We start from the raw sequence: 21,924 nt of genomic DNA on the forward strand, positions 1-21,924 counted from the left end.
ACAACAACGACAAGATTCAACAGGGGGAAATGATGCCATCATCGGCGAGCTTGACGACGGAGCCTGTAGTGCCAGCGCGCGCCTACGCGGTTCTCATCATGTTGTTTCTGTTTCAGACCATCAACTTCTTCGACAAGCTGGTCTTCGGACTCTCGGCGGTACCGATGATGAAGGAGCTGTCGCTGAGCCCGAAGGAATTCGGCCTCATTGGCAGCAGCTTCTTCCTGCTGTTCTCGCTCTCGGGCATGGCGGTCGGGTTGTTCGTCGTCGGCCGCTTTCCCGCGAAGTGGATCCTGTTGCTGCTCGCCGCCATCTGGTCGGCGACGCAGCTTCCGGTGTTCTTCTCGAGCTCCGTCATGGTGCTGGTCGTGTGCCGCATTCTCCTCGGTGCGGGCGAGGGACCGGGCCTGCCGACGGCGCTGCACGCCTGCTACAACTGGTTTCCCGCCGACAAGCGCAGCGTTCCGAGCGCAGTGGTCCTTCAGGGGATCAGCGTCGGACTTCTGGCCGGTGGCCCGCTGCTGACCTATGTGATCCTCAATCACGGCTGGCGCACCGGCTTTCTGGTCTGTGGCCTGCTCGGCATCGCCTGGATGATCGCCTGGAGTGTCATCGGCGGGGAGGGACCTTACGCAGCACATGTCGGCCACGATGCGCCGGCTGCTGCGCCGAACGTGCCTGCACGTGTGTTGTGGTGGGATCCGACGGTGATCGGCGTCATCATCATGTCGACCATGTCGTACTGGATCGTCGGCATTTCCGCGACATGGCTGCCGCCGTTCCTCCAGCTTGGGCTCGGCTACAAGCCGACCGATGTCGGTTGGATCATTTCGGCCATCTACTTGTTCCAGTCGCCGCTGCTGCTCAGCGGCTCCTGGATCACGCAAGTGCTGCAGCGTCGGGGCTGGAGTCTCCGCGCGTGCCTCGGCAATGCCTCGGGTTTCGCGTTGCTGATCGCGGGTTCTGCGCTGCTGCTCAGCATCGTGACCTCGGGTGCACTCCAGCTCGCCTGCGTGGCGATTGCCTTCGCGGCGCCGAGCCTGACCACGATCTTCGGTCCGGTGGCGCTTGGTGCCGTGGCGCCCGCGGCCCAGCGCGGCCGGCTGATCGTGGTGATCTATTCGGGCAATGCGGCATCGGCCCTGTTCTCGAACGCGCTGACCGGATGGATTGTCGGCGAAGCTGGCAGCAACAGCGCGCTCGGCTATGCCCATGCCATGACGTTCACCGCCGGGATTCTCATTGTCGGCGCGGCTGCCGCGTTTGCACTCATCTTCCCGGAGCGGACCATCGCGCGTTTTGCGAAGACCTCTTCGCCGTCATCTTCAGCTACCATTCTTCCCGCCACGTCGACCTGATCGGCCTCTCTCAACGTCAAGGACACCACATGAAATTCGCAAGCTTTGTCATCAACAATTCCGCCTCATGGGGCCTGGTGGAGGGCGACAGCGTGGCCGATCTCGGGAGCCGCTACCCTGACCTGAAAACGGCGATTGCGGCAGGCGGCCTGGCCGAGGCGGCCAAGTCCGCCGCTGGCGCCAAGCGCCATCCGCTGTCGAACGTCACCTTCCTGCCTGTCATCCCGAACCCGGACAAGATCCTCTGCATCGGGTTGAACTATGAGAACCATCGCAAGGAGACCGGACGCACCGAGGTCGAGAATCCCACCGTGTTCGGCCGCTTCGCCAACAGCCAGACCGGCCATCTCACCGACATCATCCGCCCGAAGGTCTCGACCCAGCTCGACTTCGAGGGTGAGCTCGCGGTCATCATCGGCAAGCCCGGCCGCTACATTCCGCGCAGCGAAGCATGGGGCCATATCGCCGGCTATGCCTGCTACAACGAGGGCAGCGTGCGCGACTATCAGCGCCACACCCACCAGTTCACGCCGGGCAAGAATTTTCCAGCAACCGGCGGCTTCGGTCCGTTCCTGGTGACGCCGGACGAGGTCGGCAATGTCGGTCCGCTGCGCCTGCAGACCCGGCTCAACGGCGAGGTCGTGCAGGACACCACGATCGACCAGATGATCTTCGATATCCCGCGGCAGATCGAATATTGCTCGCAGTTCACCCGGCTCGAGCCCGGCGACGTCATCGCCACGGGCACGCCGGGCGGCGTCGGCTCCAGGCGCACCCCGCCGCTCTGGATGAAGGCCGGCGATGTCGTCGAGGTCGAGATCGACAAGGTCGGATGCTTGCGCAACGGGATTGCCGACGAAGCCTGATGTCTGCACTCGGGCATCGGAACGAAATCAGTGAGAAAATCATTGGAAGGGGAGCGGCAGGACACGGAGTCCTATGGAATGGGTATGCTCGATCCCGGTCGGTTTCTGGTGTCGTGCTCGCATTGCGAGGCATGGCCGATGGCCGCCAATGTGAAACGCTCGAGCTGGTCGGCGGCGCCGCACGAGGTTCGCTTCGTCTGTCCGCACTGCCGCCGCGAAGAGACCGCCGTCGTCTCCGCCTCCGGTGAGCTGACGCCGATCAAGCGCATCGACGCTCCGCCACGTGACGTCAAAGCAGCCTGGGCTCAGGCCCAGCGGCCAAGAGGGCGAGCATAGCTCGCCCGTCTTGGAATAGAGAGGGCGAGCATAGCTCGCCCGGATTGCGCGTTGCCGGACGTCGGCTGCTGTGTGGTAGGGTGGTCCGCAGGAGATCACCGATGGCCTTCATGATCCTGTCGCCGCATGCGGGACGCGCTTGAGCAGCGAGCCTCATTGGCGCGACGACATCGCCTCGCTGGTGTTTCCCGTCACCGGCCATGGCGCGATCTGCGCCGTGCACCGCGGCGCCTTCCGGACGCTGCTTGGCACCTCACCCACGCCGGAGGCCTGCCTCGGCTATTTCCAGCGGTTTGAGTCCGTCTTTCGGGCCGCAGCCAGCGCCAAGATCGCCCGCAGGGGCATTTTGTCCGGGACAAGCCTGCATCTTACCAGTCGCGACATCGCCCGGAAGCTGCTAGAAGAGCCGCAAATTGCCAATGGAGAATAGACCATGAGCCAATCCCAGCTCGCCGACGCCCAGGCCACGACTCAGGTCACGCTTCCGGTCGCCGCCGGGCAGGTGGGACGGCTGTCGCAGGCTCTGATGGCCATGGTGCTCGGCGTGTTCGTCGTCGGCATGGTCGGGTTCTCCCACATCGACGTCGTCCACAACGCCGCTCACGACGTCCGCCACTCGAACGCGTTCCCCTGCCACTAACCTCGTAGGCATGAGCACGTTTCGTTCGATCGTCTTCGCGTCGGTCATATCAGGCTTCATCGTCGGTCTCATCGTCACTGTCGTCCAGCAGTTCGGCACCGTCCCCCTGATCCTGAAGGCGGAAGTCTTCGAGAAGGCGGCCGAGACGCATCGGCATGACGCAGCGCTCGCGGTGCAACCGGCGGCGACCGGGCACGACCACGCCGGCCATGAGCATGGCGCCGGCGACCACGACCATGGCGCCGGGGCCTGGGAGCCGCGCGACGGTTTTGAGCGCAACGCCTATACGGCTGCCGCCAACGTCCTGACCGCGATCGGCTTCGCGCTGCTGCTGGCCGGCTTCTTCGCCGTGCGCAGCGGAACGACCGGTGCGAGCGTGCCCTGGCACGAAGGCCTGCTCTGGGGCCTCGCCGGCTTTGCCGTCTTTACGCTGGCGCCTGGCCTCGGCCTGCCGCCGGAGCTGCCCGGCGTGCCCTCGGCGCCGCTGCTGTCGCGGCAGATCTGGTGGCTCGCCGCCGTGCTGGCGACATCAGGAGGGCTCGCTTTGATCGCCTTCCGCCGCACGGTGCCGGCGGCAATATCGGGCGTGATCCTGCTGACCTTGCCGCATCTGATCGGTGCGCCGGAGCTCGCCAATATCGAGACCAACGTGCCGTCGTCGCTGACGCATCAGTTCGTCACCGCGGTGACGGTGACGAGCCTGGTGTTCTGGACGCTGCTGGGCGGTCTGACCAGCACCGTGTTTGCGCGTTTTGATCGCAGCGCGGAGCAGCGCGCTTAATACGCGCCTGCGACCCGTTCCGGGCGTCAGTCGTCGCTCACAACATCAGTTCGTGCAGCCCCGTCCAGCCGGTGTAGAGGCCGACGAAGACGATCAGGGCCGCCGAGACGTAGGGCGCGCGGTGCGCGTAGCGGGTGAAGCCGCCCCAGTGACGCTCGACGTGTCGCAGGCTGAGGGCTGCGAGAACGCCGGCCGACACCATCGTGATCGCGAGCCCGATGCCGAAGGACAGCACCAGGACGAAGCCGAGGCTGAACTGCTTCAGCTGAATGCAGAGCAACAGCACGGTGATGGCGGCGGGGCAGGGGATCAGTCCGCCGGAGAGGCCGAACAGCACGATCTGCGCCGTCGTGACCGTGCGCCCTGCGAAGCGCTTGCGGATGTCGGCGGCATGGGCACGCGCGTGCGCGTCGTCCTCGTCGCCGAGATCGATATGGTCGTGATCGTGCTCTTCGAAGATGATCTCGACGGCGTCCGCGCCCAGGGTCACGCGCGCCTTGAACGCATGCGGCTCGGGGATCTCGTCGATGCTTTCGAGATATCCGTCCCGGGCGGCAAACGCGAAGGTCTGCTCCGCGCCGTCCTCGCGGATCGTGGTCACCTTGACGTCGCCGGCAGAGGGAAGCGCATCGCCTTCGCTCCGGATCCGCCAGCGCGGCGGCACGCCGTCCTCGAACACTTCCAGCGACAACGACGACCCGGCGAGGGACATGGACTGCGGCTCGTCGTGATGATGATGGTCGTGCTCGTGTTCGTGGTTCTGATCCCGCCAGGTGCGCCAGACCATCCAGCCGGCGATGCCGACGATGATGACCGCGGACACCAGTTGCAGATACGCCTCGCTGCGTTCCCCGGACAGTTCCTGGCCGAAATACAACCCCGCGAGCGCGACAGCCCAGACGATCGCGGTGTGGGAGACGGTCGCCGACAGGCCGAGCAGCACGGCCTGGAACACGGTGCCCCGCACCGCGATGATGAAAGCGGCCATCATGGTCTTGGAGTGGCCGGGCTCGAGCCCGTGTAGCGCGCCGAGCAGGATGGCGCTGGGTACGAACAGCCACGCGTTCGCGCTGCTCTGCTGGAGCAGGTGAGACAGGTCGGTCATCTCTTCACTTCAAATAGGTTCGGACGACGTCGATCAGGTCGGCGGCGCCCTTGGCCTTTTCCGGATCCTTCTCGTGCGCGGGATCCACGACATGATGGCGGATATGGTCTTCCAGCAGTTCGGTGGTGAGGCCGCTGATCGCGCCCTTCACCGAAGCCACCAGCATCAGCACGTCGGCGCAGCCGATCTCCGACTCCAGCGCGCGTTCGACGGCCTCGAGCTGCCCCTTGATGCGCCGGACGCGGCCGATGAGCTTCGACTTGTGCTTGATCGTGTGTGACATCAGGGTAAGATAGGGGGGTACCCTATATGAGTCAATGCGCGCTTGCCGCGGGGCACCGGACGACCGGTAACGGGGGACGGCACTGCCGCTCGACTTTCTGCGTCTTGCTCGGCCTGAAAGGGACTAAGGTTGACGCAGCCCTCACTCACGGAGGTGCCTGAAATGTTGATGCGTGCACTTGTTCTCGGAGCTTGCCTTCTGCTCGCGAGCGCACTGCCGGCCGATTCAAGGGGAAGCTCGCCATCCAAGGACGATCCCTGGAATCCCGAGCATATCGGCGCCCTGCCGCCTGAAATCCGCCAGTACATTGCGAGCCTGTGCAGAGGACCGGCCAGCGCCCAGCACGACTTCGCAACCTATTCCCCGGCCGAGAAGCGCTGGCGCATCAACATCGAATATCTCCGTTGCGAGGGGCTCACGGAGGTCCGCCACGGCCAGCAGTGCATCGACCTCGACTTCGTCGAGGTGGGCTCGCATTTCCGGCTTGTGAGAAAGCAATATCGCGACTGCGGTTTCTGAAAATCATGATTTCGCTTGCTCGGTCGCTCCGACTCAGTCGCGGCGCCGCGCGCCATCGCCGTCAAGCCGGTCGCGCGCCCCGCATCGTGAAATCAGAGATTGCGAGATGTCATCTCTGCGAGGGTATGGGGTAAGCCGGTGCGTGTCTTCCCGGTAACGATTGTGCTGTCAGAGCAACACTCACAGCGGATTTAACCCTCATCACCGGTCGTTCGCATCGACGCCGCTTTTTGGCCACACCTGAACATGAATAAAATCTCTCTAATGTTTCAGGGGCCGGCTGGTCCCTTGCAGGCGGCGGGAAATCCCAAGGTCGATTCAAATCTTGGGTCTGATGTTCCTGAACTGACAAGGGTTGGCCAAGGAAACTGGACCCGAGGAAACTGGTCGCGATGGACGCCAAGGCCAACATCAAGCAGAGGCTGCCGAGCCGTCACGTGACGGAAGGCCCCGCGCGCGCGCCTCATCGCTCCTACTTCTACGCGATGGGTCTGACCACCGAGCAGATCCATCAACCCTTCGTCGGCGTCGCCTCGTGCTGGAACGAAGCCGCCCCCTGCAACATCGCCTTGATGCGCCAGGCGCAGGCGGTGAAGAAGGGCGTCGCGTCCGCCGGCGGCACCCCGCGCGAATTCTGCACCATCACCGTCACCGACGGCATCGCCATGGGTCATGACGGCATGCGTTCCTCGCTGCCGTCGCGCGAATGCATCGCCGATTCCGTCGAGCTGACCGTCCGCGGCCATGCCTACGACGCGCTGGTTGGGCTCGCGGGCTGCGACAAGTCGCTGCCGGGCATGATGATGGCGATGGTCCGCCTCAACGTGCCCTCGATCTTCATCTATGGCGGCTCGATCCTCCCCGGCAATTTCCGCGGCCAGCAGGTCACCGTGCAGGACATGTTCGAGGCGGTCGGCAAGCACTCGGTCGGCGCCATGTCCGACGAGGACCTCGACGAGATCGAGCGCGTGGCGTGCCCCTCGGCGGGCGCCTGCGGCGCACAGTTCACCGCCAACACCATGGCGACGGTCTCGGAGGCGATCGGGCTGGCGCTGCCTTACTCGGCCGGCGCCCCCGCACCGTACGAAATCCGCGACGCGTTCTGCATGACCGCCGGCGAGAAGGTGATGGACCTGATCGCGTCCAACCTTCGGCCGCGCGACATCGTCACCCGCAAGGCGCTCGAGAATGCCGCGGCCGTCGTGGCGGCATCTGGCGGCTCGACCAATGCTGCACTGCACCTGCCGGCCATCGCGCACGAGGCCGGTATCAAGTTTGACTTATTCGACGTCGCCGAAATCTTCAAAAAGACACCTTATGTCGCGGATTTGAAGCCGGGTGGCCGTTATGTCGCCAAAGACATGTTTGAAGTAGGTGGCATACCGCTTCTGATGAAGACGCTGCTCGACAACGGATTTCTCCACGGCGACTGCATTACGGTCACCGGTCGAACGATCGCCGAAAACCTCAAAAGCGTGAAATGGAATCCGCACCAGGACGTGGTGCACCCGGCGGACAAGCCCATCACCGTGACCGGTGGTGTGGTCGGTCTGAAGGGCAATTTGGCGCCAGAAGGTGCGATCGTGAAAGTCGCGGGAATGTCCAACCTCAAGTTTACCGGTCCGGCCAGGTGCTTCGACCGTGAGGAGGATGCGTTCGAGGCTGTCCAGAACCGCACCTACAAGGAAGGCGAAGTCATCGTGATCCGCTACGAGGGCCCCAGGGGCGGCCCCGGCATGCGGGAGATGCTCCAGACCACCGCGGCGCTGACCGGCCAGGGCATGGGCGGCAAGATCGCGCTCATCACCGACGGCCGTTTCTCCGGCGCCACGCGCGGCTTCTGCATCGGCCATGTCGGGCCGGAGGCTGCGGTCGGCGGGCCGATCGGGCTGCTCGAGGACGGCGACATCATCGAGATCGACGCCGACGTCGGGACTCTTAACGTAAAATTGAGTGACGCTGAGCTGGCTCAGCGCAAGACCAAATGGAGCGCTCGCGCGACTAACCACACGTCGGGTGCGCTCTGGAAATATGCTCAGCAGGTTGGACCAGCGGTCGGGGGGGCAGTGACCCATCCGGGCGGCGCGCACGAGAAACAGTGCTATGCGGACATCTAGGCGTGCCATAGTTGCGTTTGTGTTCGGGGCTACCGCGCTGGCCGCGCCGGCGCTCGCCTTCGACGGTGCGCCTGTCAACCCGAAGGATGCGGCCATCCCGGTCGTTACCACCTTGCCCGGCTCGGCGGCCGCAGTGCGCAGGTCGGCGCCGGCCGCGCCCCAGGAGACCTCGCTCAGCGCGCTGCAATATGCCGCCGAGGGCGGTCATCCCATTGCGCAATGGAAGCTCGGCCGCATGTACGCCAGCGGCGACGGCGTCGCCCAGGACGATGTGCGCGCCTTCGACTATTTCACCCGGATTGCGAATGCGCACGCCGAAGACAGCCCGTTGACGGCCCAGGCGCAGGTCGTGGCCAACGCCTTCGTCGCGCTCGGCCGCTATTATCTGAACGGCATCCCCAACTCGAAGGTCAAGGCCGATCCTGACAGGGCGCGGGAGATGTTCTCCTATGCGGCGTCCTATTTCGGCAATGCGGATGCCCAATACGATCTCGCCCGGCTCTATCTGAAGACGCCGGACGCCTCGCGCGAGGATTTCCGTTACGGCGCACGCTGGCTCGGCCTTGCCGCCCAGAAGGGCCAGCACGAGGCCCAGGCGCTGCTCGGCCAGATGCTGTTCAACGGCGACCGCCTGCCGCGGCAGGCCGCGCGCGGCCTGATGTGGCTGACGCTCGCGCGTGACAGTGCCGGCACCGATGAGGTCTGGATCAAGGAAAACTACAACCGCGCCTTCGCCAAGGCGTCGGACGACGACCGCGCCATGTGCCTGCAAATGCTGGAACAGTGGGTGCAAGGCCGTCGCGAGTAATCTGTTGAGGCGGCCTTACGCCGCCTCCAGATCCAGATCCGCCCACACCGGCACGTGGTCCGACGGCTTCTCCCAGGCCCGCACATAGCTGTCGATGCCGACATTGGCGAGCTTGTCGCTGGCTTGCGGCGACAGCAGCAGATGGTCGATGCGAAGGCCCTGGTTCTTCTGCCAGGCCCCGGCCTGGTAGTCCCAGAAGGTGTAGAGCCCGCCCTCGTCGGTGACGGCGCGCAAGGCGTCCGTCAGGCCGAGGCCGAGCAGGGACTGAAAACTCTCGCGTGTCTCGGTCTTGAACAGCGCGTCCTCGGTCCAGGCGGCGGGATTGGAGACGTCGCGGGCGTGCGGGATGACGTTGAAGTCGCCTGCGAGGATGAGCGGCTCCTCGGTCTTGAGGCGCTCCTTCGAATACTCAAGAAGCCTGGACATCCATTTGAGCTTGTAAGGGTATTTCTCGGTTCCGACCGGATTGCCATTGGGCAGGTAGAGGCAGGCAATGCGCAGCACGCCGCGCTTGAGCGTCACCACGCCTTCGAGGAAGCGGGCGTGCGAATCCTCGTCGTCACCGGCGAGCCCCGACTTGGTCTCGTCGAATTTGAGCCTGGAGAGCAGGGCGACGCCGTTGAACGTCTTCTGCCCGTGGGTCACCACGTTGTAGCCGAGCGCCTCGATTTCCAGCCGCGGGAACGCCTCGTCGACGCATTTGATCTCCTGGAGGCAGACGATATCGGGCTGGCACTCCTTCAGCCACGTCAGAAGAAGGTCGATCCGCTGCCGAACCGAATTCACGTTCCAGGTGGCTACACGGAGGGTCATCGCAAATCACTGTACATCATCGGGATTCATTCCTAGCCGATTGTCCACTATAGAAAAGCTCCCCCCCTAAAATACCCCAAATTTTGTTTGGTAGAGAACAGGGCGCGAACCCACAATTAGTAGTCTCATGCAGGCTAACTGCATCCAGAAGTCGATAGCAGCAATCAATCACGCCACGCAGCATCACGGCGCAAAATTCACGCATCATCAACACGCGAGATGCGCGTCAAGAGGAGCCAATGGTAAGTTCCGATGATAGTGGTGTTGTGGGCAACGATGGCGAAATCAGAGTTGGTCGGCGCGATGGACGGATTGCAGCAGCGCCTGACCCCTTGGCTGCGCCAACGCGGCTTCCGCAAACACGGCCGTACCCTTAACCGTACGACATCGGAAGGCCTGACGCATGTCGTAGGCTTTCAGATGGGATCATTCGATCCTCCAGGAACCACATATATTTCTGGACTGAGGGAAAACCTGTATGGCCGCTTCACTGTGAATCTGGGGATCTACGTTCCCGAGGTCGCACGGCATCAAGGCAGCGGCGAAGCCAAGAAGATCATTCACGACTACAATTGCTGCATTCGCTCTCGACTGGGTCGCGGCGCCAACAGCAGCGAGCGCTGGTGGACCATTTCATCCTCAGACGCACTCGTCGATGAAATACGGCGGCTCTTGGAAGCCGAAGCGATTCCATTGTTCAGGCGTTTTGAGCGTCGCGATCAAATTCTCGCTGAATTCGGCAACCAAGCCGACAACAACAACCTGATCGCTGTTCCACGAATTGTCTGCGCGCTCATCTTGTTGGAGCGGGGCAAGCGTGACGCGGCGCAGCGACTGCTCGCGTTGCAAGCCCGCGATCAAACGCGCAATCCCGGTCATGCCGCGTACGTTATGGATTTAGCGAGGCGGCTCGGCATCGATATTTCCTCATGACCGCGCAGCGTTGGGAACAGGCCTTCAAGACGATGGCGCGGGCGCGCGGAAACAACGAAGGCTGGCCAACGAAGCCGCAAACAGGGCAGCCTTTCGGGTATTAATTTCTGAAAATTAGAATGTACAAAATACCCCCACAAATACCCCCAAATCGCGCCGGTACAAAAGGCCCTAAAACTCAAAGGCTTACACGTTCTCTTTCAGAAAAGACGAGTCCGATCAGGGCGTTACGCGTGATTTGCCCGAATCCTGCGTGAATTGACGTGATCCGCAGAGATTCGTAGTCGCCTTTCAGGTGGCAACTCTGATGGGCATGGGGGCGGCTCCGGGCAGGGGCCATGGTTAGAACAAACTGCCAACGCGCCCGTCAAGGACGCCGCAAAATCTCCCACAAAATTAACCCGGCTTAAGGCGGGTCTGGGCCATTGATGCGGAAAAGGTTTTTCGAATGGGATGGCCGGACAAATCTTCACAATCCACTGAGCCGCGCGACGGCCTGTTCGGCGCATTCCTGTACTGGCTCGGCGGCTTCGAGATCGAGGACGGCCTGATCACCGGTCTCAGCGAGCGCGAGCTGCGCCGCATCCGCGCCAAGCAGATCGATGCGGTGACGAGGGCAATCCCGGTGACGATGGCCGTCACCATGCTCAACGTCGCCATCGTGCTGATCCTGTTCTGGGGCAGGGGCTGGAACGACTTCCTCGCGATCTGGGGCGCAACCCTCACGGCGGTCGCCTCGCTCGCGGTGCGCTCATGGCAGCGCTCGCACCGCAATCCACCGCAGGAAGCTTCGCCGCGCGCGGCGCGGCAGATGATGCGGCAGGCATTCTTCCTCGCCGCGATCTGGGGCACGCTGCCGCTGGCACTGTTCAGCCAGGTCGGACCGACCAGCCAGCTCATCCTGGCCTGCCTGATGGTCGGCATGATGTCCGGCGGCGCCTTTACGCTGTCGACCTTTCCGCGCGCCGGCCTCGTCTATCTCGCGACCATGACTGTGGCCTGCGCCGGTGCGCTGCTGCTGTGCGGCACGGGGCCCTATCTGGTGACCGCGGTGTTCCTGATGCTGTTCGCGTTCTTCATGGCGCGTAACATCGTCTCGCAGGGCAATCTGTTCCTCGGCAATCTCAAGGCCCAGCTCGAGCTCGAGCGCCAGACCGAGATCATCTCGCTGCTGCTGAAGGATTTTCAGGAGAACGCCAGCGACTGGCTGTGGCAGACCGACGCAGACGGGCATCTCACCGACGTGCCGCAGCGCTTCGCCGACGTCGCGCAGTTGCCGCTTCCGCTGCTGAAAGGATCTCTGTTCGCCGACGTGCTCGACATGCTCTGCCCCGAGGACAAGGCGGCCGCCTACAACGTCGTCGGCCTGATGGAGCATGCCGAGCCGCTGCACGAGATGAATTTGAAGGTCGTCGCCGGCGGCGAAGCGCGGCTGTGGTCGCTGACCGCAAAGCCAGCCTATGACCGCGACGGGCAATTTCTGGGCTATCGCGGCTTCGGCCGCGACGTCACCGAGCGCTGGCGCGCGGAGAAGGCCGAAGCCGAGAGCCGCGCCAAATCGGATTTCCTCGCCGTGATGAGCCACGAGATCCGCACGCCGATGAACGGCGTGCTCGGGCTTGCCAGCATGCTGCTCGAAACCGATCTCGATGCGGAGCAGCGCGAAGCCGTCATCACGATCCGCGAGTCCGGCGACAACCTCCAGCGCATTCTCAACGACATCCTCGATCTCTCCAAGCTCGAGGCCGGGCGCTTCCAGTTCGAGGCGATCGACTTTGCGCCGCAAGCGCTGGTCGAGACGCTTGCGACCGTCGTGCGCGCAAGCGCCAAGAGCAAGGAGCTCCTCGTCAAGGTCGAGCTCGATCCGAACCTGCCGCCGACGCTGCGCGGCGACGTCGCACGCATCCGCCAGGTGCTGCTCAATCTCGCCTCCAACGCGGTGAAGTTCACCAACCATGGCGAGGTGACGATCAAGGCCACCTGCCAGGCGCGCCGCGATCTGCTCGCGACCGTCGAATGGATCGTGACGGACAGCGGCATCGGCATTGCGCCCGAAAAGCTCGGGCAGCTGTTTTCGGACTTCGCCCAGGCCGACGCCTCGATCAGCCGCCGCTTCGGCGGCACCGGGCTCGGCCTTGCGATCTCCAGGCGCATCATCGAGCAGATGGGCGGCACCATCGGCGTCACCTCGGCGCCGGGCGAGGGCTCGACCTTCCGCTTCACGCTGGTGCTGCCCTGGAGCCAGGCGCAAACATCCGACCATGATGCAGGCCGCGACGAGATCGACGAGCTCAAGGCCCGCATTGCGAGCCTCGACCGGCCGCTGAAGGTGCTGGTCGCGGAAGACGATGCCGTCAACCGCATGGTCGTGAGCAAGATGCTGGGTGCGTTCGACGTCGAGCTGCGCGTCGTCACCGACGGTGTCGAAGCCGTCGCGGCCGCGTCCGAAGCCGACTACGACATCGTGCTGATGGACGTGCGGATGCCCGAGATGGACGGCCTTGCCGCGACCCGCGCGATCCGCGCGGAGGGAGGGCGCTTCGCGGCGTTGCCGATCATCGCGCTGACCGCCAACGCCTTCCCAGAGGACGTGAGGATCTGCCGCGAGGCCGGCATGTCCGACTTCCTGGCCAAGCCGCTGCGCAAGCCTGCGCTGGTCGCGGCCCTGCTGCGCGCGCTGGACGGCCACGTGTCGACGGAGGGCGCGCCGCTGCAGCCGGCGCTGATGCCCGATGAAGTGGAGTGGACGGACGAGGAAAGGCAGATGACGGGGGCTTAAAGCGGAATGCGTTTTGGTTGAATCGGTGTAATCACGAACTCCGAACACCTCTCCCGTAGGGAGAGGTCGGATCGCGGTCCTAACCGGCTACATGGGTAACAGAATAGACCGGCGACATGGGTAACAGGTCAACTGTCGGCAGGGAGGACCCTGCCGATGGGTTGGAAGGAGACCTGTGCCGTGGAAGAGCGGATGCGCTTTATGGTGGCGGTTGAGAAGGGCGAGGAGTCGTTTGCCGCGATCTGCCGGCGGTTCGATGTAAGCCGCCGGATTGGATACAAGTGGCTGGCGCGCTTCGAAGAGGAAGGGGTTGCCGGTCTGCTCGACCGTTCGCGAGCGCCGGCGCATCATCCGCAAGCAATTGTCCCGAAGGTCGCGGAGCGCTGCCTCGAGGTGCGTCGGGCACATCCGACCTGGGGGCCGAGGAAGGTTCGGGCCTATTTGAAGCGCGCCGCGCCCAAAACGGCTTGGCCGGCGACGAGCATGATCGGGGAGCTGTTCGACCGCGAGGGGTTGACGGTGAAGCGCAAGCTGCGCCGGCGTAGCCCGCCATCGAGTGCGCCGTTTGCCGGTTGCGAGGCCGCCAACGACGTCTGGTGCATCGACTTCAAGGGTTGGTTCCTGACCGGCGACGGCAAGCGGTGTGAACCGCTGACGTTGACCGACGCTCATAGCCGCTACCTGTTGCGCTGCCAGGCCCTCTCCCGGACGGATACCGACCATGTCTGGCCGGTGCTGGATGCGGCCTTCCGCGAGTTCGGGCTGCCCCGTTACCTGCGGTCGGACAACGGCTCTCCCTTTGCGTCGACCGGCGCGGGCGGGCTGTCGCAACTGTCGGTGAAACTGATCAAGGCCGGCGTGACGCCGGAACGCATTGCCCCGGGCAAGCCGCAGCAGAACGGCCGTCACGAGCGCATGCATCTCACTCTGTTGCAGGATGTGGCCAATCCGCCGGCGCACAGCATGCGCGAACAACTGAAGCGACTACGCAGCTTCCAGCGGCTCTACAACGAAGAACGTCCGCACCAGTCACTCGACGATGCGACGCCGGCCGAGCGCTATCGAGCTTCACCGCGACGCTTCGACGGCATCCTGCGCTCGCCGGAGTATGGAGATCGGGAGGTGCGCCGGGTTCGGCACAACGGAGAGATCAAACTCGACGGCAAGTTCATCTACATCACCGCAGCTCTGGCGGGTGAGCCGGTCGGCCTGGCTGAAGCTGAAGATGGCTGGATAGTCAGCTACGGCCCGATCACGCTCGGCACCATCGCTCACCATGCAGACGAACTGCGACGCCCTAAACGCAAAGGCCGTGGACTTGGGGACAACGCTGCGCGTTGCCCCCAGGGTCCACAGCCCCAACAACAACAGACCTGAACGAAACGAGAATTGTGTTACCCATGTCGTCGGTTTGATCTGTTACCTATGTCGCCGGTTGCTCATCGCATCGAAGATGCGGTCCGGGTGAGGGGCTCTGGTCTCACTGTTGGGCGCAGCCCCTCACCCGGATTGCTGCGCAATCCGACCTCTCCCCGCTGGGGAGAGGTGTAGAAGGCCGGCCGATCGAACTTCCACCGTCATGCTCTAACGCGGCGCCTAAAGCTTTCCATAGACTCGCGCTGCGACCGCCTTCAGATGCTCGACCGAGCCTGATTCCGGATGCGGCTTGACCGGCGCGAACAGGATCGAAGCCTGCCTGCCGTTCTTCCAGACAAAGATGTTGACGGCGTTGCCGTTGCCCTTGGTGCAGGAATGTTCGCCGAACGCTTCGCTGCCGAGCTCGGGGATCGCCACGTGTTGGCAGGGACCCGCGCGCCTCATCGTGCTGATGACCGTGTCACGCGACATCGTGATGACCGCAACAGCCATGGTGTTGGCCTCGCGATCGAACATCATGCAGCTGCCGGCGCCGGTTCGCTGGACCTGCAGCGTGCTCTTGTCGAGAAAGCCGTCGGCATCCGTGGCGTTGAGCCATTCGCAATCGCCGAACCGCTCGCTGCTCTTGGTCACATTGGCGATGGCAATGCGCGCGGCTTCGGTGACCGGCCCGAGCAGCGCGCTATCGGCGCGCCGGCCGGTCGGATAGACGCTGATCTGGAGAATCCAATCGCCGGACAAGGCGACGACCGAGGCCTCCTGGCGCTGCGCGTCAGCGGCGGTCGTCCCGCCCTGGCCTTCCTCACCAATCCCGGACACCGCGCCAAGCGGCATGCGCTCACCGAGCGTCTTGACGAAAGTCGCGTACAACTCCTTGGCGTGGTCCTTGTCGGGATTGCGGAAGACGGACAGCATCATCGTATCGCCGCGCCCGCCCTGATAGATGCAGCCGCGTCCGTCCTGATTTGAAATCAGCGACCATTTGAGCGCCGGCATCGCGCCGGTGAGCTCCTGGGCGCTGATGAACGGGCAGGTGACGGCAGCATGCGCGGGAGGCATGGGGAGGGCTGCGATTGCAAGGAGTAGGGCGAGGCAGCAGAGCAGAGGATCGATCATGCGCATTGGATAACTGACTTCCGCTATTGGTGCGCCGCGGGCGATGAAGATGGGCAATTGTGTCGCCGTGGCGCTATGACAGCATATGCAATCCCATTTTCGCCGCCACCTGCGCTTTTGCGCTCTCCCTTTTGCTACGATGATTGGTCATAGCGCGACGGGGCACCTGCACAAACTTCCAGGAGCTCGGCAAGCTGGTCGTGGCCTCCATGCCAAGCGTATTCCGCAGCGGTGTATTTTCCGATGCGGACGGCAGGGGCTGCTCCCAACTCAAGGAGACTTCCAACGATCCGTGCCGCGCCGATCCGTGCGGCGAGCATAAGCGGGGTGACTTCGTCAGCCGCGCGGTCAACCTCAGCGCCATGCTCGACAAGCGCTCTCACAAGGACCTCACTTCCGGACTGAACGGCAAGCATCAGCGCATTTGAATCGCCAGCTCGTGTAACTGCATTGGCATCTGCGCCGGCCGAGATCAGTGCCAGGATGACCGGCAGTTGATCACCCACCGCTCCCCGGAAGGCTGCCCAAAGCAAGGGAGTGGTCGTACTCATTTGGATCGTCGCCTGCGTCGAGCCGTTCCAGAACATGTTCGACGTCAGCGTGGTAAGCGGCTAGGTGCAGATCACCCATGTTCTGACAACAACCGAGTTGAGCGGTGCTTCTAGCTTTCTCGAAGGATTGGTCTGCGGCGGGCGACGCTTCGGCGTTGGACTGTATCGAACCCACCGCGCATGTGACTATCCGAGTCCCCCCGCCCTTGGGGACCTCGCGATGATCACACCTTACCCCTATTTTGCCCGACGAGGCTGGGCAAGAACGGGATTTTTTGAGAGTTGATGTAGGATTCGTCTTATGGCGAATCGCACATTTAAGACCGGCGAGAGCCGGGAGCAACCCAGTCTTCTGCCAGCGCGGATTGAGGACTATGTCGGGCCGGACAATCCGGTGCGAGCGATCGATGGCTTCGTTTGCGCGCTCGATCTTGCAAAGCTTGGCTTCGGCCACGCGGATCGTGGCGCGGAAGAAGTCGGGCAGCCGCCGTACGATCCTGCCGATCTGCTGAAGCTCTATCTTTACGGCTACATCAACCAGGTCAGGTCGTCGCGCCGGCTAGAGCGGGAAGCTGGCCGCAATCTGGAGCTGATCTGGCTGCTGAAGGGACTGAAGCCGGGTTATCGGACGATTGCCAACTTCCGCAAGGAGAACTGGAAGGCGCTGAAGGCCACGAACCGGAGCTTCGTGCTGCTGGCTCGGGAGCTTGGGCTTGTCGGCGGCACGATCGTAGCGATTGATGGTTCCCTGTTCCAGGGCGACGCCAGCAAGGCTTCCATCTTCACGCGCAGGCGGCTTGGCGAGCAGATCGCAAGGCTGGACCAGGAGATCGAGGCTTACCGCAAGTCTCTTGAAGACAATGATGCAACAGAGGCCAAGAAGCCGGGGACGGATCGCGCGGGCGGTGATGGCCGAGGAGATGGCGGCGATATCGGTGCGAAGGTCGCGGCGTTGATGGCGAAGCGTTCGCGTGCCGAGGCCGATGTGGCTCGGCTGGAAGAGAGTGGCGAGACACAAATGTCGCTGACGGATCCGGATGCCCGGCTTCTGGTCAAGAACGGTCAGGGCATTGCAGGCTACAATGTGCAGACCGCGGTTGACGACAAGCACAAGCTCATTGTCGCGAGTGAGGTGGTCAACGACAGCAGTGATGTTCGACAGCTCTCTGCGATGGCCAAGGCGGCCAAAGAGGCCCTTGGAGCCGAGACACTGCAGGCGCTGGCCGATGAGGGCTATTACAGCAGTGTCGAACTGAAGGCCTGCGAGGACGAGGGCATCATCGCCTATGTGCCGCTGCCCGAAGCTAACGCGCGGCTCGAGAAGCAAGGCCGCTTCGCGCTCAAGGACTTCAACTATGACGGCGCAATCGACGCCTACCGCTGTCCCGCGGGCCAGCTGCTGCATCCGTTCAAGAGCAGGCAAAAGAACGTCAGTGGCCGCGTCGAGATCCGCTACGCGGCCCGCGGAGTGACCTGCAGGAGCTGCCCGCTCAAGGTCCGCTGTCTCTCACCAACCACCACCTACCGCACCATTGGTCGCTGGGAGCATGAAGATGTTCTCGAACGCCACCGCGCACGGATGCAGGGCGCGGGCGAGCTGATGCGCCGTCGTTCGGGGATTGTCGAGCATCCGTTTGGCACGCTCAAATGCCGTGCCGGCTATCGTCATTTTCTGGTCCGCGGCTTCGACAAGGTCCGCGGCGAATGGAGCCTGATGGCGCTCTGCTACAATTTCACCCGTGCGCTCAACATCCTTGGATTTGACGGGTTCCTGGCTGCGCTCGCAAAGACGCTTGTCATTTGCCGAGGTATCCTCGCAGCCCTCCTGCAGCACATCCAGGTCACTCCAGAGGCACTTTGGACCAATATCCGGCCGCCGCTCCCAATTGGCCGCTTCGTTCCAGTCTGAAGCCGCCAACGCCCAATTCTTGCCCAGCCTCGTCGGGTCAAATGGATTTCGTAAAAGCAGAAGCGGGCGCACCGGCGTCCCGGCTACTGTGCATGGGGTTGTTTTGCAGATCTTGAGTTGGGCTAGATCGAGAAGCTGGTGCCGCAGCCGCAAGACGCCGTCGCGTTGGGATTGTTGACGCGGAACGAGGCGCCGATCAGGTCGTCGACGAAATCGACCTGCGAGCCCGCCAGGAACGGCTGCGAGGCGGAATCGACCAGGACCACCGCGTTCTCCTGCTCGATCACGAGATCGTCGTCGCCGCGCGCGCGGTCGATGTCGAACTTGTACTGGAAGCCGGAGCAGCCGCCGCCCTCGACCGAGATGCGCAGCATCGCGCCTGTGCCTTCGCCCTTGAGGATCTCTCCGATCCGGCGGGCGGCCCGGTCACTGATGGTCACAGGGGTGGTCATAGTTCGTCTCCGATAGGCCCGCGTCATAGCCAATTCATTTGGTATCCCGCGTCCGGCATAGTTAAGTGCAAGGATACGCAGAATCAAATGGATAGGGACTAAATTCGTCGTGTCCGTCGGAATGGCAGCCCCCCGCGCGCCCTATGCCTGCGACCCCGATCGCAGCCGCGGCCGGCTGGTCACCGAGCCGCCGAGCCGGACCCGGAGCCCGTTCCGGCGCGATTGCGACCGGGTGATCCATTCGACCGCATTCCGCCGCCTGAAGTACAAGACCCAGGTGTTCGTGTTCCACGAGGGCGACCATTACCGGACCCGGCTGACCCATTCGCTGGAGGTCGCCCAGATTGCCCGGGCGCTGGCCCGGCAGCTTGGGCTCGACGAGGACCTCACCGAAACCCTGGCGCTCGCCCATGATCTCGGCCACCCGCCGTTCGGCCATGCCGGCGAGCGGGCGCTGGATGCCTGCCTGAAGGATTTCGGCGGCTTCGACCACAATGCCCAGGCGCTCCGCGTCGTCGGCTCGCTAGAGCACCGCTATCCCGAGTTCGACGGGCTGAACCTGACCTGGGAGTCGCTCGAGGGTATCGTCAAGCACAACGGGCCGCTCACCGACCGCAGCGGCGCGCCTGTCGGCCGCTATCGCGAGCACGGTATTCCCGTCGGCATCGCCGACTACATCAGGACCTACGACCTCGAGCTCTGGAGCTTCGCCTCGCTCGAGGCCCAGGTCGCCGCGATCGCCGACGACATCGCCTATGATGCCCATGACATCGACGATGGCCTGCGGGCAGGGCTGTTCCATCTCGACGACCTCAAGGTGATGCCGCTGACCGCGGAGATCATCGCCGACACCGCGGCGCATTACCCCGACCTCGAAGACGTCAGGCGCGGCGCTGAGCTGGTGCGCGAGCTGATCTCGCATCTGATCGGTGCGGTGTTCGCGGAGGCGCAGAAGAACATTGCCGCCGTCAGGCCGCAATCGGCCCAGGACGTCCGCCAGCAGAGCCGGGCGCTGATCGCGTTCCCCGCCGCGGTCGCCGAGGAGGAGGCCGCCATCAAGCGTTTCCTCTATGGGCACATGTATCGCCACAAGCGGGTGATGCGGGTGATGGCCGAGGCGGAACAGATCCTGTTCGACCTGTTTGCAAAGTACCTATCATCTCCCGCTGACCTGCCGCCGGAATGGCTGGTAGGGGCGCAAGGCGACGACGAGGGCGACCGGGCCCGGCGGATCGGCAATTTCATTGCCGGAATGACCGACCGTTTCGCCTTGACCGAGCACCAGCGGCTCTTTGACTCGACCCCGGATTTGCGTTAGGCGGCGGCCATGCCCGACACATCCTCAAGCCCGCATCTGTTCGCCGACGTGCTCGCACGCGTGCACGCCGCCTGCCGCGCGCTCGCCGCGGAAGCCAACTGGCCCGAGGGCATCGATTTTTCGCGCGTGGTGGTCGAACCGCCGCGCGACGCCTCCCATGGCGACATGGCGACCAATGCTGCCATGGTGCTTGCGAAAGAGGCAAAGGCAAAGCCCCGTGACCTCGCCGAGCAGATCGCTGAGCGGCTGCGGGCGGATGCGCTGATCGCCAAGGTCGACGTCGCCGGACCCGGCTTCATCAACCTGACGCTGCAGCCCGCCGCCTGGGCCGAGGCGCTGCGCACGGTGCTGCGCGAGGGGGGCGATTACGGCCGCGTCCGCGGCGGCTCCAAGGTCAATGTCGAATACGTGTCGGCCAATCCGACCGGACCGATGCATGTTGGCCATTGCCGCGGCGCCGTGTTCGGCGATGCGCTGGCGAGCCTGCTGCAGTTCGGCGGCCACGACGTCACCCGCGAATATTACATCAACGATGCCGGCGCCCAGGTCGACGTGCTCGCGCGTTCCGCGTTCCTGCGGTATCGCGAGGCGCTCGGCGAGGACATCGGCGCGATCCCGGAAGGGCTCTATCCCGGCGACTATCTCAAGCCGGTCGGGCAGGCGCTGGCGAAGGAGCACGGCGACAAGCTGCGCGCGATGAGCGAGGCCGAGTGGTTGCCGACGGTGCGTGCCAAGGCGATTGCGATGATGATGGACGCGATCAAGGACGATCTCGCCGCCCTCAACATCCGCCACGACGTGTTCTTCTCCGAGCGCTCGCTGATCGAGAGCGGCAACAACAAGGTCGCCGAGACCATCGATTTCCTCAAGGCCAAGGGCGACATCTACGAGGGCCGCCTGCCGCCGCCGAAGGGCGCGCCGGTCGAGGATTGGGAAGACCGCGAGCAGCTGCTGTTCAAGGCGACCGCCTACGGGGACGACGTCGATCGTCCGCTGATCAAGTCGGACAATTCCTACACCTACTTCGCCTCCGACATCGCCTACCACAAGAACAAGTTCGACCGTGGTTTTGCGGAGATGATCGACGTCTGGGGCGCCGATCATGGCGGCTACATCAAGCGCATGCAGGCGGCGGTGAAGGCGACGACCTCAGGCAAGGGCGCGCTCGACGTCAAGATCGTCCAGCTCGTGAAGTTGCTGCGCAACGGCGAGCCGGTGAAAATGTCCAAGCGGAGCGGGGATTTCGTCACCTTGCGTGAGGTGGTGGATGAAGTCGGTCAGGACGCCGTTCGCTTCATGATGCTCTATCGCAAGAACGACGCGGTGCTCGACTTCGACCTCGCCAAGGTCATGGAACAGTCGCGCGACAATCCGGTGTTCTACGTTCAGTACGGCCACGCCCGCGGCCACTCGATCTTCCGCAATGCGCGCGCCGAGGTGTTCCCGGACCTGCCTGAGGATGCCGACAAGCGCATCTCTTGGCTCAGTGAGTCGGCCGTGGAACGGCTGTCGGACCCCGTTGAACTCGATCTTCTCAAGCGCCTTGCAATTTATCCGCGGATGCTGGAAGCGGCAGCCAGTGCCCACGAGCCGCACCGTATTGCCTTTTATCTCTATGACTTAGCGAGCGAATTTCACGCACTTTGGACGAAGGGGCGCGATTTGCCCTATTTACGCTTCATTATCAATAATGATGCAGATCTTACGAAGGCGCGACTGGCCATGGTCCAGGGCGTCGTCTCTGTCCTGGCATCGGGCCTCGCCATCCTCGGCGTCCATGCTCCGGACGAGATGCGGTAGTTTGGGGCGAACTACTTAAGGGGAATATTTGGGGGTACCGGCAGAAGCCGGATCGCTTAGACT

Annotated in this window: 21 protein-coding genes; 15 read left to right on the plus strand and 6 right to left on the minus strand. The window is 63.6% G+C overall.

Features of this window, described 5'->3' with window-relative positions:
- The first annotated feature begins 32 nt into the window (after positions 1 to 32).
- The 6 genes from XH90_RS18040 to XH90_RS18065 all read left to right on the plus strand — a co-directional run bounded on the left by XH90_RS18040 (position 33) and on the right by XH90_RS18065 (position 3,981).
- Positions 33 to 1,358 (plus strand): MFS transporter, encoded by a 1,326-nt coding sequence (locus tag XH90_RS18040; protein ID WP_194482724.1) that lies wholly within the window; start codon positions 33 to 35, stop codon positions 1,356 to 1,358.
- 29 nt (positions 1,359 to 1,387) lie between these two features.
- Positions 1,388 to 2,224: a fumarylacetoacetate hydrolase family protein gene (locus XH90_RS18045; protein WP_194475717.1), complete on the plus strand. Its 837-nt coding sequence runs from the start codon at positions 1,388 to 1,390 to the stop codon at positions 2,222 to 2,224.
- A gap of 78 nt (positions 2,225 to 2,302) precedes the next feature.
- On the plus strand, positions 2,303 to 2,560 hold the full coding sequence (locus tag XH90_RS18050) for a phage terminase large subunit family protein (protein WP_194475720.1): 258 nt from the start codon (positions 2,303 to 2,305) through the stop codon (positions 2,558 to 2,560).
- Between the two features lie 139 nt (positions 2,561 to 2,699).
- A complete protein-coding gene (locus XH90_RS18055; RefSeq protein ID WP_194475722.1) occupies positions 2,700 to 2,990 on the plus strand; it encodes a hypothetical protein in 291 nt (96 codons plus the stop codon).
- A gap of 3 nt (positions 2,991 to 2,993) precedes the next feature.
- A complete protein-coding gene (locus XH90_RS18060; protein WP_194475723.1) occupies positions 2,994 to 3,200 on the plus strand; it encodes a CbtB-domain containing protein in 207 nt (68 codons plus the stop codon).
- Positions 3,201 to 3,210: 10 nt separating this feature from the next.
- On the plus strand, positions 3,211 to 3,981 hold the full coding sequence (locus XH90_RS18065; protein WP_194475724.1) for a CbtA family protein: 771 nt from the start codon (positions 3,211 to 3,213) through the stop codon (positions 3,979 to 3,981).
- Between the two features lie 37 nt (positions 3,982 to 4,018).
- Here the strand turns inward: XH90_RS18065 and XH90_RS18070 are convergent, their stop codons facing one another.
- The gene (locus tag XH90_RS18070; RefSeq protein WP_194475725.1) at positions 4,019 to 5,086 is read right to left on the minus strand and encodes a nickel/cobalt efflux transporter; all 1,068 of its coding nucleotides are present in this window, start codon (positions 5,084 to 5,086) and stop codon (positions 4,019 to 4,021) included.
- A 4-nt stretch (positions 5,087 to 5,090) separates the two neighbouring features.
- Positions 5,091 to 5,369: a metal/formaldehyde-sensitive transcriptional repressor gene (locus XH90_RS18075; protein ID WP_063706516.1), complete on the minus strand. Its 279-nt coding sequence runs from the start codon at positions 5,367 to 5,369 to the stop codon at positions 5,091 to 5,093.
- A gap of 168 nt (positions 5,370 to 5,537) precedes the next feature.
- Here XH90_RS18075 and XH90_RS18080 point away from each other — a divergent pair, with 168 nt between their 5' ends.
- The 3 genes from XH90_RS18080 to XH90_RS18090 all read left to right on the plus strand — a co-directional run bounded on the left by XH90_RS18080 (position 5,538) and on the right by XH90_RS18090 (position 8,813).
- Positions 5,538 to 5,888: a hypothetical protein gene (locus tag XH90_RS18080; protein ID WP_194475726.1), complete on the plus strand. Its 351-nt coding sequence runs from the start codon at positions 5,538 to 5,540 to the stop codon at positions 5,886 to 5,888.
- 392 nt (positions 5,889 to 6,280) lie between these two features.
- Positions 6,281 to 8,005: a dihydroxy-acid dehydratase gene (gene ilvD, locus XH90_RS18085; protein ID WP_194475727.1), complete on the plus strand. Its 1,725-nt coding sequence runs from the start codon at positions 6,281 to 6,283 to the stop codon at positions 8,003 to 8,005.
- Positions 7,992 to 8,813 (plus strand): tetratricopeptide repeat protein, encoded by an 822-nt coding sequence (locus XH90_RS18090; protein ID WP_194475728.1) that lies wholly within the window; start codon positions 7,992 to 7,994, stop codon positions 8,811 to 8,813. The genes ilvD and XH90_RS18090 overlap by 14 nt, the downstream gene beginning before the upstream one ends.
- Positions 8,814 to 8,828: 15 nt before the next feature.
- On the opposite strand, the gene xth is transcribed toward XH90_RS18090, so the two are convergent.
- On the minus strand, positions 8,829 to 9,626 hold the full coding sequence (gene xth / locus XH90_RS18095) for an exodeoxyribonuclease III (RefSeq protein ID WP_194475729.1): 798 nt from the start codon (positions 9,624 to 9,626) through the stop codon (positions 8,829 to 8,831).
- Between the two features lie 252 nt (positions 9,627 to 9,878).
- Here xth and XH90_RS18100 point away from each other — a divergent pair, with 252 nt between their 5' ends.
- From XH90_RS18100 to XH90_RS18110, 3 genes are all read left to right on the plus strand, one after another.
- Positions 9,879 to 10,559, plus strand: a complete 681-nt coding sequence (locus tag XH90_RS18100; protein WP_194475731.1) for a DUF4304 domain-containing protein — start codon at positions 9,879 to 9,881, stop codon at positions 10,557 to 10,559.
- A gap of 448 nt (positions 10,560 to 11,007) precedes the next feature.
- Entirely contained in the window at positions 11,008 to 13,338 is a 2,331-nt protein-coding gene (locus tag XH90_RS18105; protein WP_194475732.1) for an ATP-binding protein, read from the plus strand.
- Positions 13,339 to 13,494: 156 nt separating this feature from the next.
- Complete coding sequence (locus XH90_RS18110) at positions 13,495 to 14,715, plus strand: integrase core domain-containing protein (protein WP_371748247.1); 1,221 nt, start codon at positions 13,495 to 13,497, stop codon at positions 14,713 to 14,715.
- Positions 14,716 to 14,934: 219 nt separating this feature from the next.
- Here XH90_RS18110 and XH90_RS18115 read toward each other — a convergent pair whose 3' ends face one another.
- Positions 14,935 to 15,837 (minus strand): hypothetical protein, encoded by a 903-nt coding sequence (locus tag XH90_RS18115; RefSeq protein WP_194475733.1) that lies wholly within the window; start codon positions 15,835 to 15,837, stop codon positions 14,935 to 14,937.
- A 128-nt stretch (positions 15,838 to 15,965) separates the two neighbouring features.
- Positions 15,966 to 16,418, minus strand: a complete 453-nt coding sequence (locus XH90_RS39840; RefSeq protein WP_194475734.1) for an ankyrin repeat domain-containing protein — start codon at positions 16,416 to 16,418, stop codon at positions 15,966 to 15,968.
- A 265-nt stretch (positions 16,419 to 16,683) separates the two neighbouring features.
- On the opposite strand from XH90_RS39840, the gene XH90_RS18125 reads away from it, so the two are divergent.
- The gene (locus XH90_RS18125; RefSeq protein ID WP_194475735.1) at positions 16,684 to 18,291 is read left to right on the plus strand and encodes an IS1182 family transposase; all 1,608 of its coding nucleotides are present in this window, start codon (positions 16,684 to 16,686) and stop codon (positions 18,289 to 18,291) included.
- 122 nt (positions 18,292 to 18,413) lie between these two features.
- On the opposite strand, the gene erpA is transcribed toward XH90_RS18125, so the two are convergent.
- Positions 18,414 to 18,743: an iron-sulfur cluster insertion protein ErpA gene (erpA, locus tag XH90_RS18130; protein WP_128951647.1), complete on the minus strand. Its 330-nt coding sequence runs from the start codon at positions 18,741 to 18,743 to the stop codon at positions 18,414 to 18,416.
- Positions 18,744 to 18,852: 109 nt separating this feature from the next.
- Between erpA and XH90_RS18135 the strand changes: the two genes are divergently transcribed.
- A complete protein-coding gene (locus XH90_RS18135; RefSeq protein ID WP_194475736.1) occupies positions 18,853 to 20,061 on the plus strand; it encodes a deoxyguanosinetriphosphate triphosphohydrolase in 1,209 nt (402 codons plus the stop codon).
- 9 nt (positions 20,062 to 20,070) lie between these two features.
- Positions 20,071 to 21,861 carry an arginine--tRNA ligase gene (argS, locus tag XH90_RS18140; protein WP_194475737.1) on the plus strand — a complete coding sequence of 597 codons (1,791 nt, stop codon included), beginning with the start codon at positions 20,071 to 20,073 and terminating at the stop codon, positions 21,859 to 21,861.
- Positions 21,862 to 21,924: the final 63 nt, after the last annotated feature.

Source organism: Bradyrhizobium sp. CCBAU 53338, assembly GCF_015291665.1.
GTDB lineage: Bacteria > Pseudomonadota > Alphaproteobacteria > Rhizobiales > Xanthobacteraceae > Bradyrhizobium.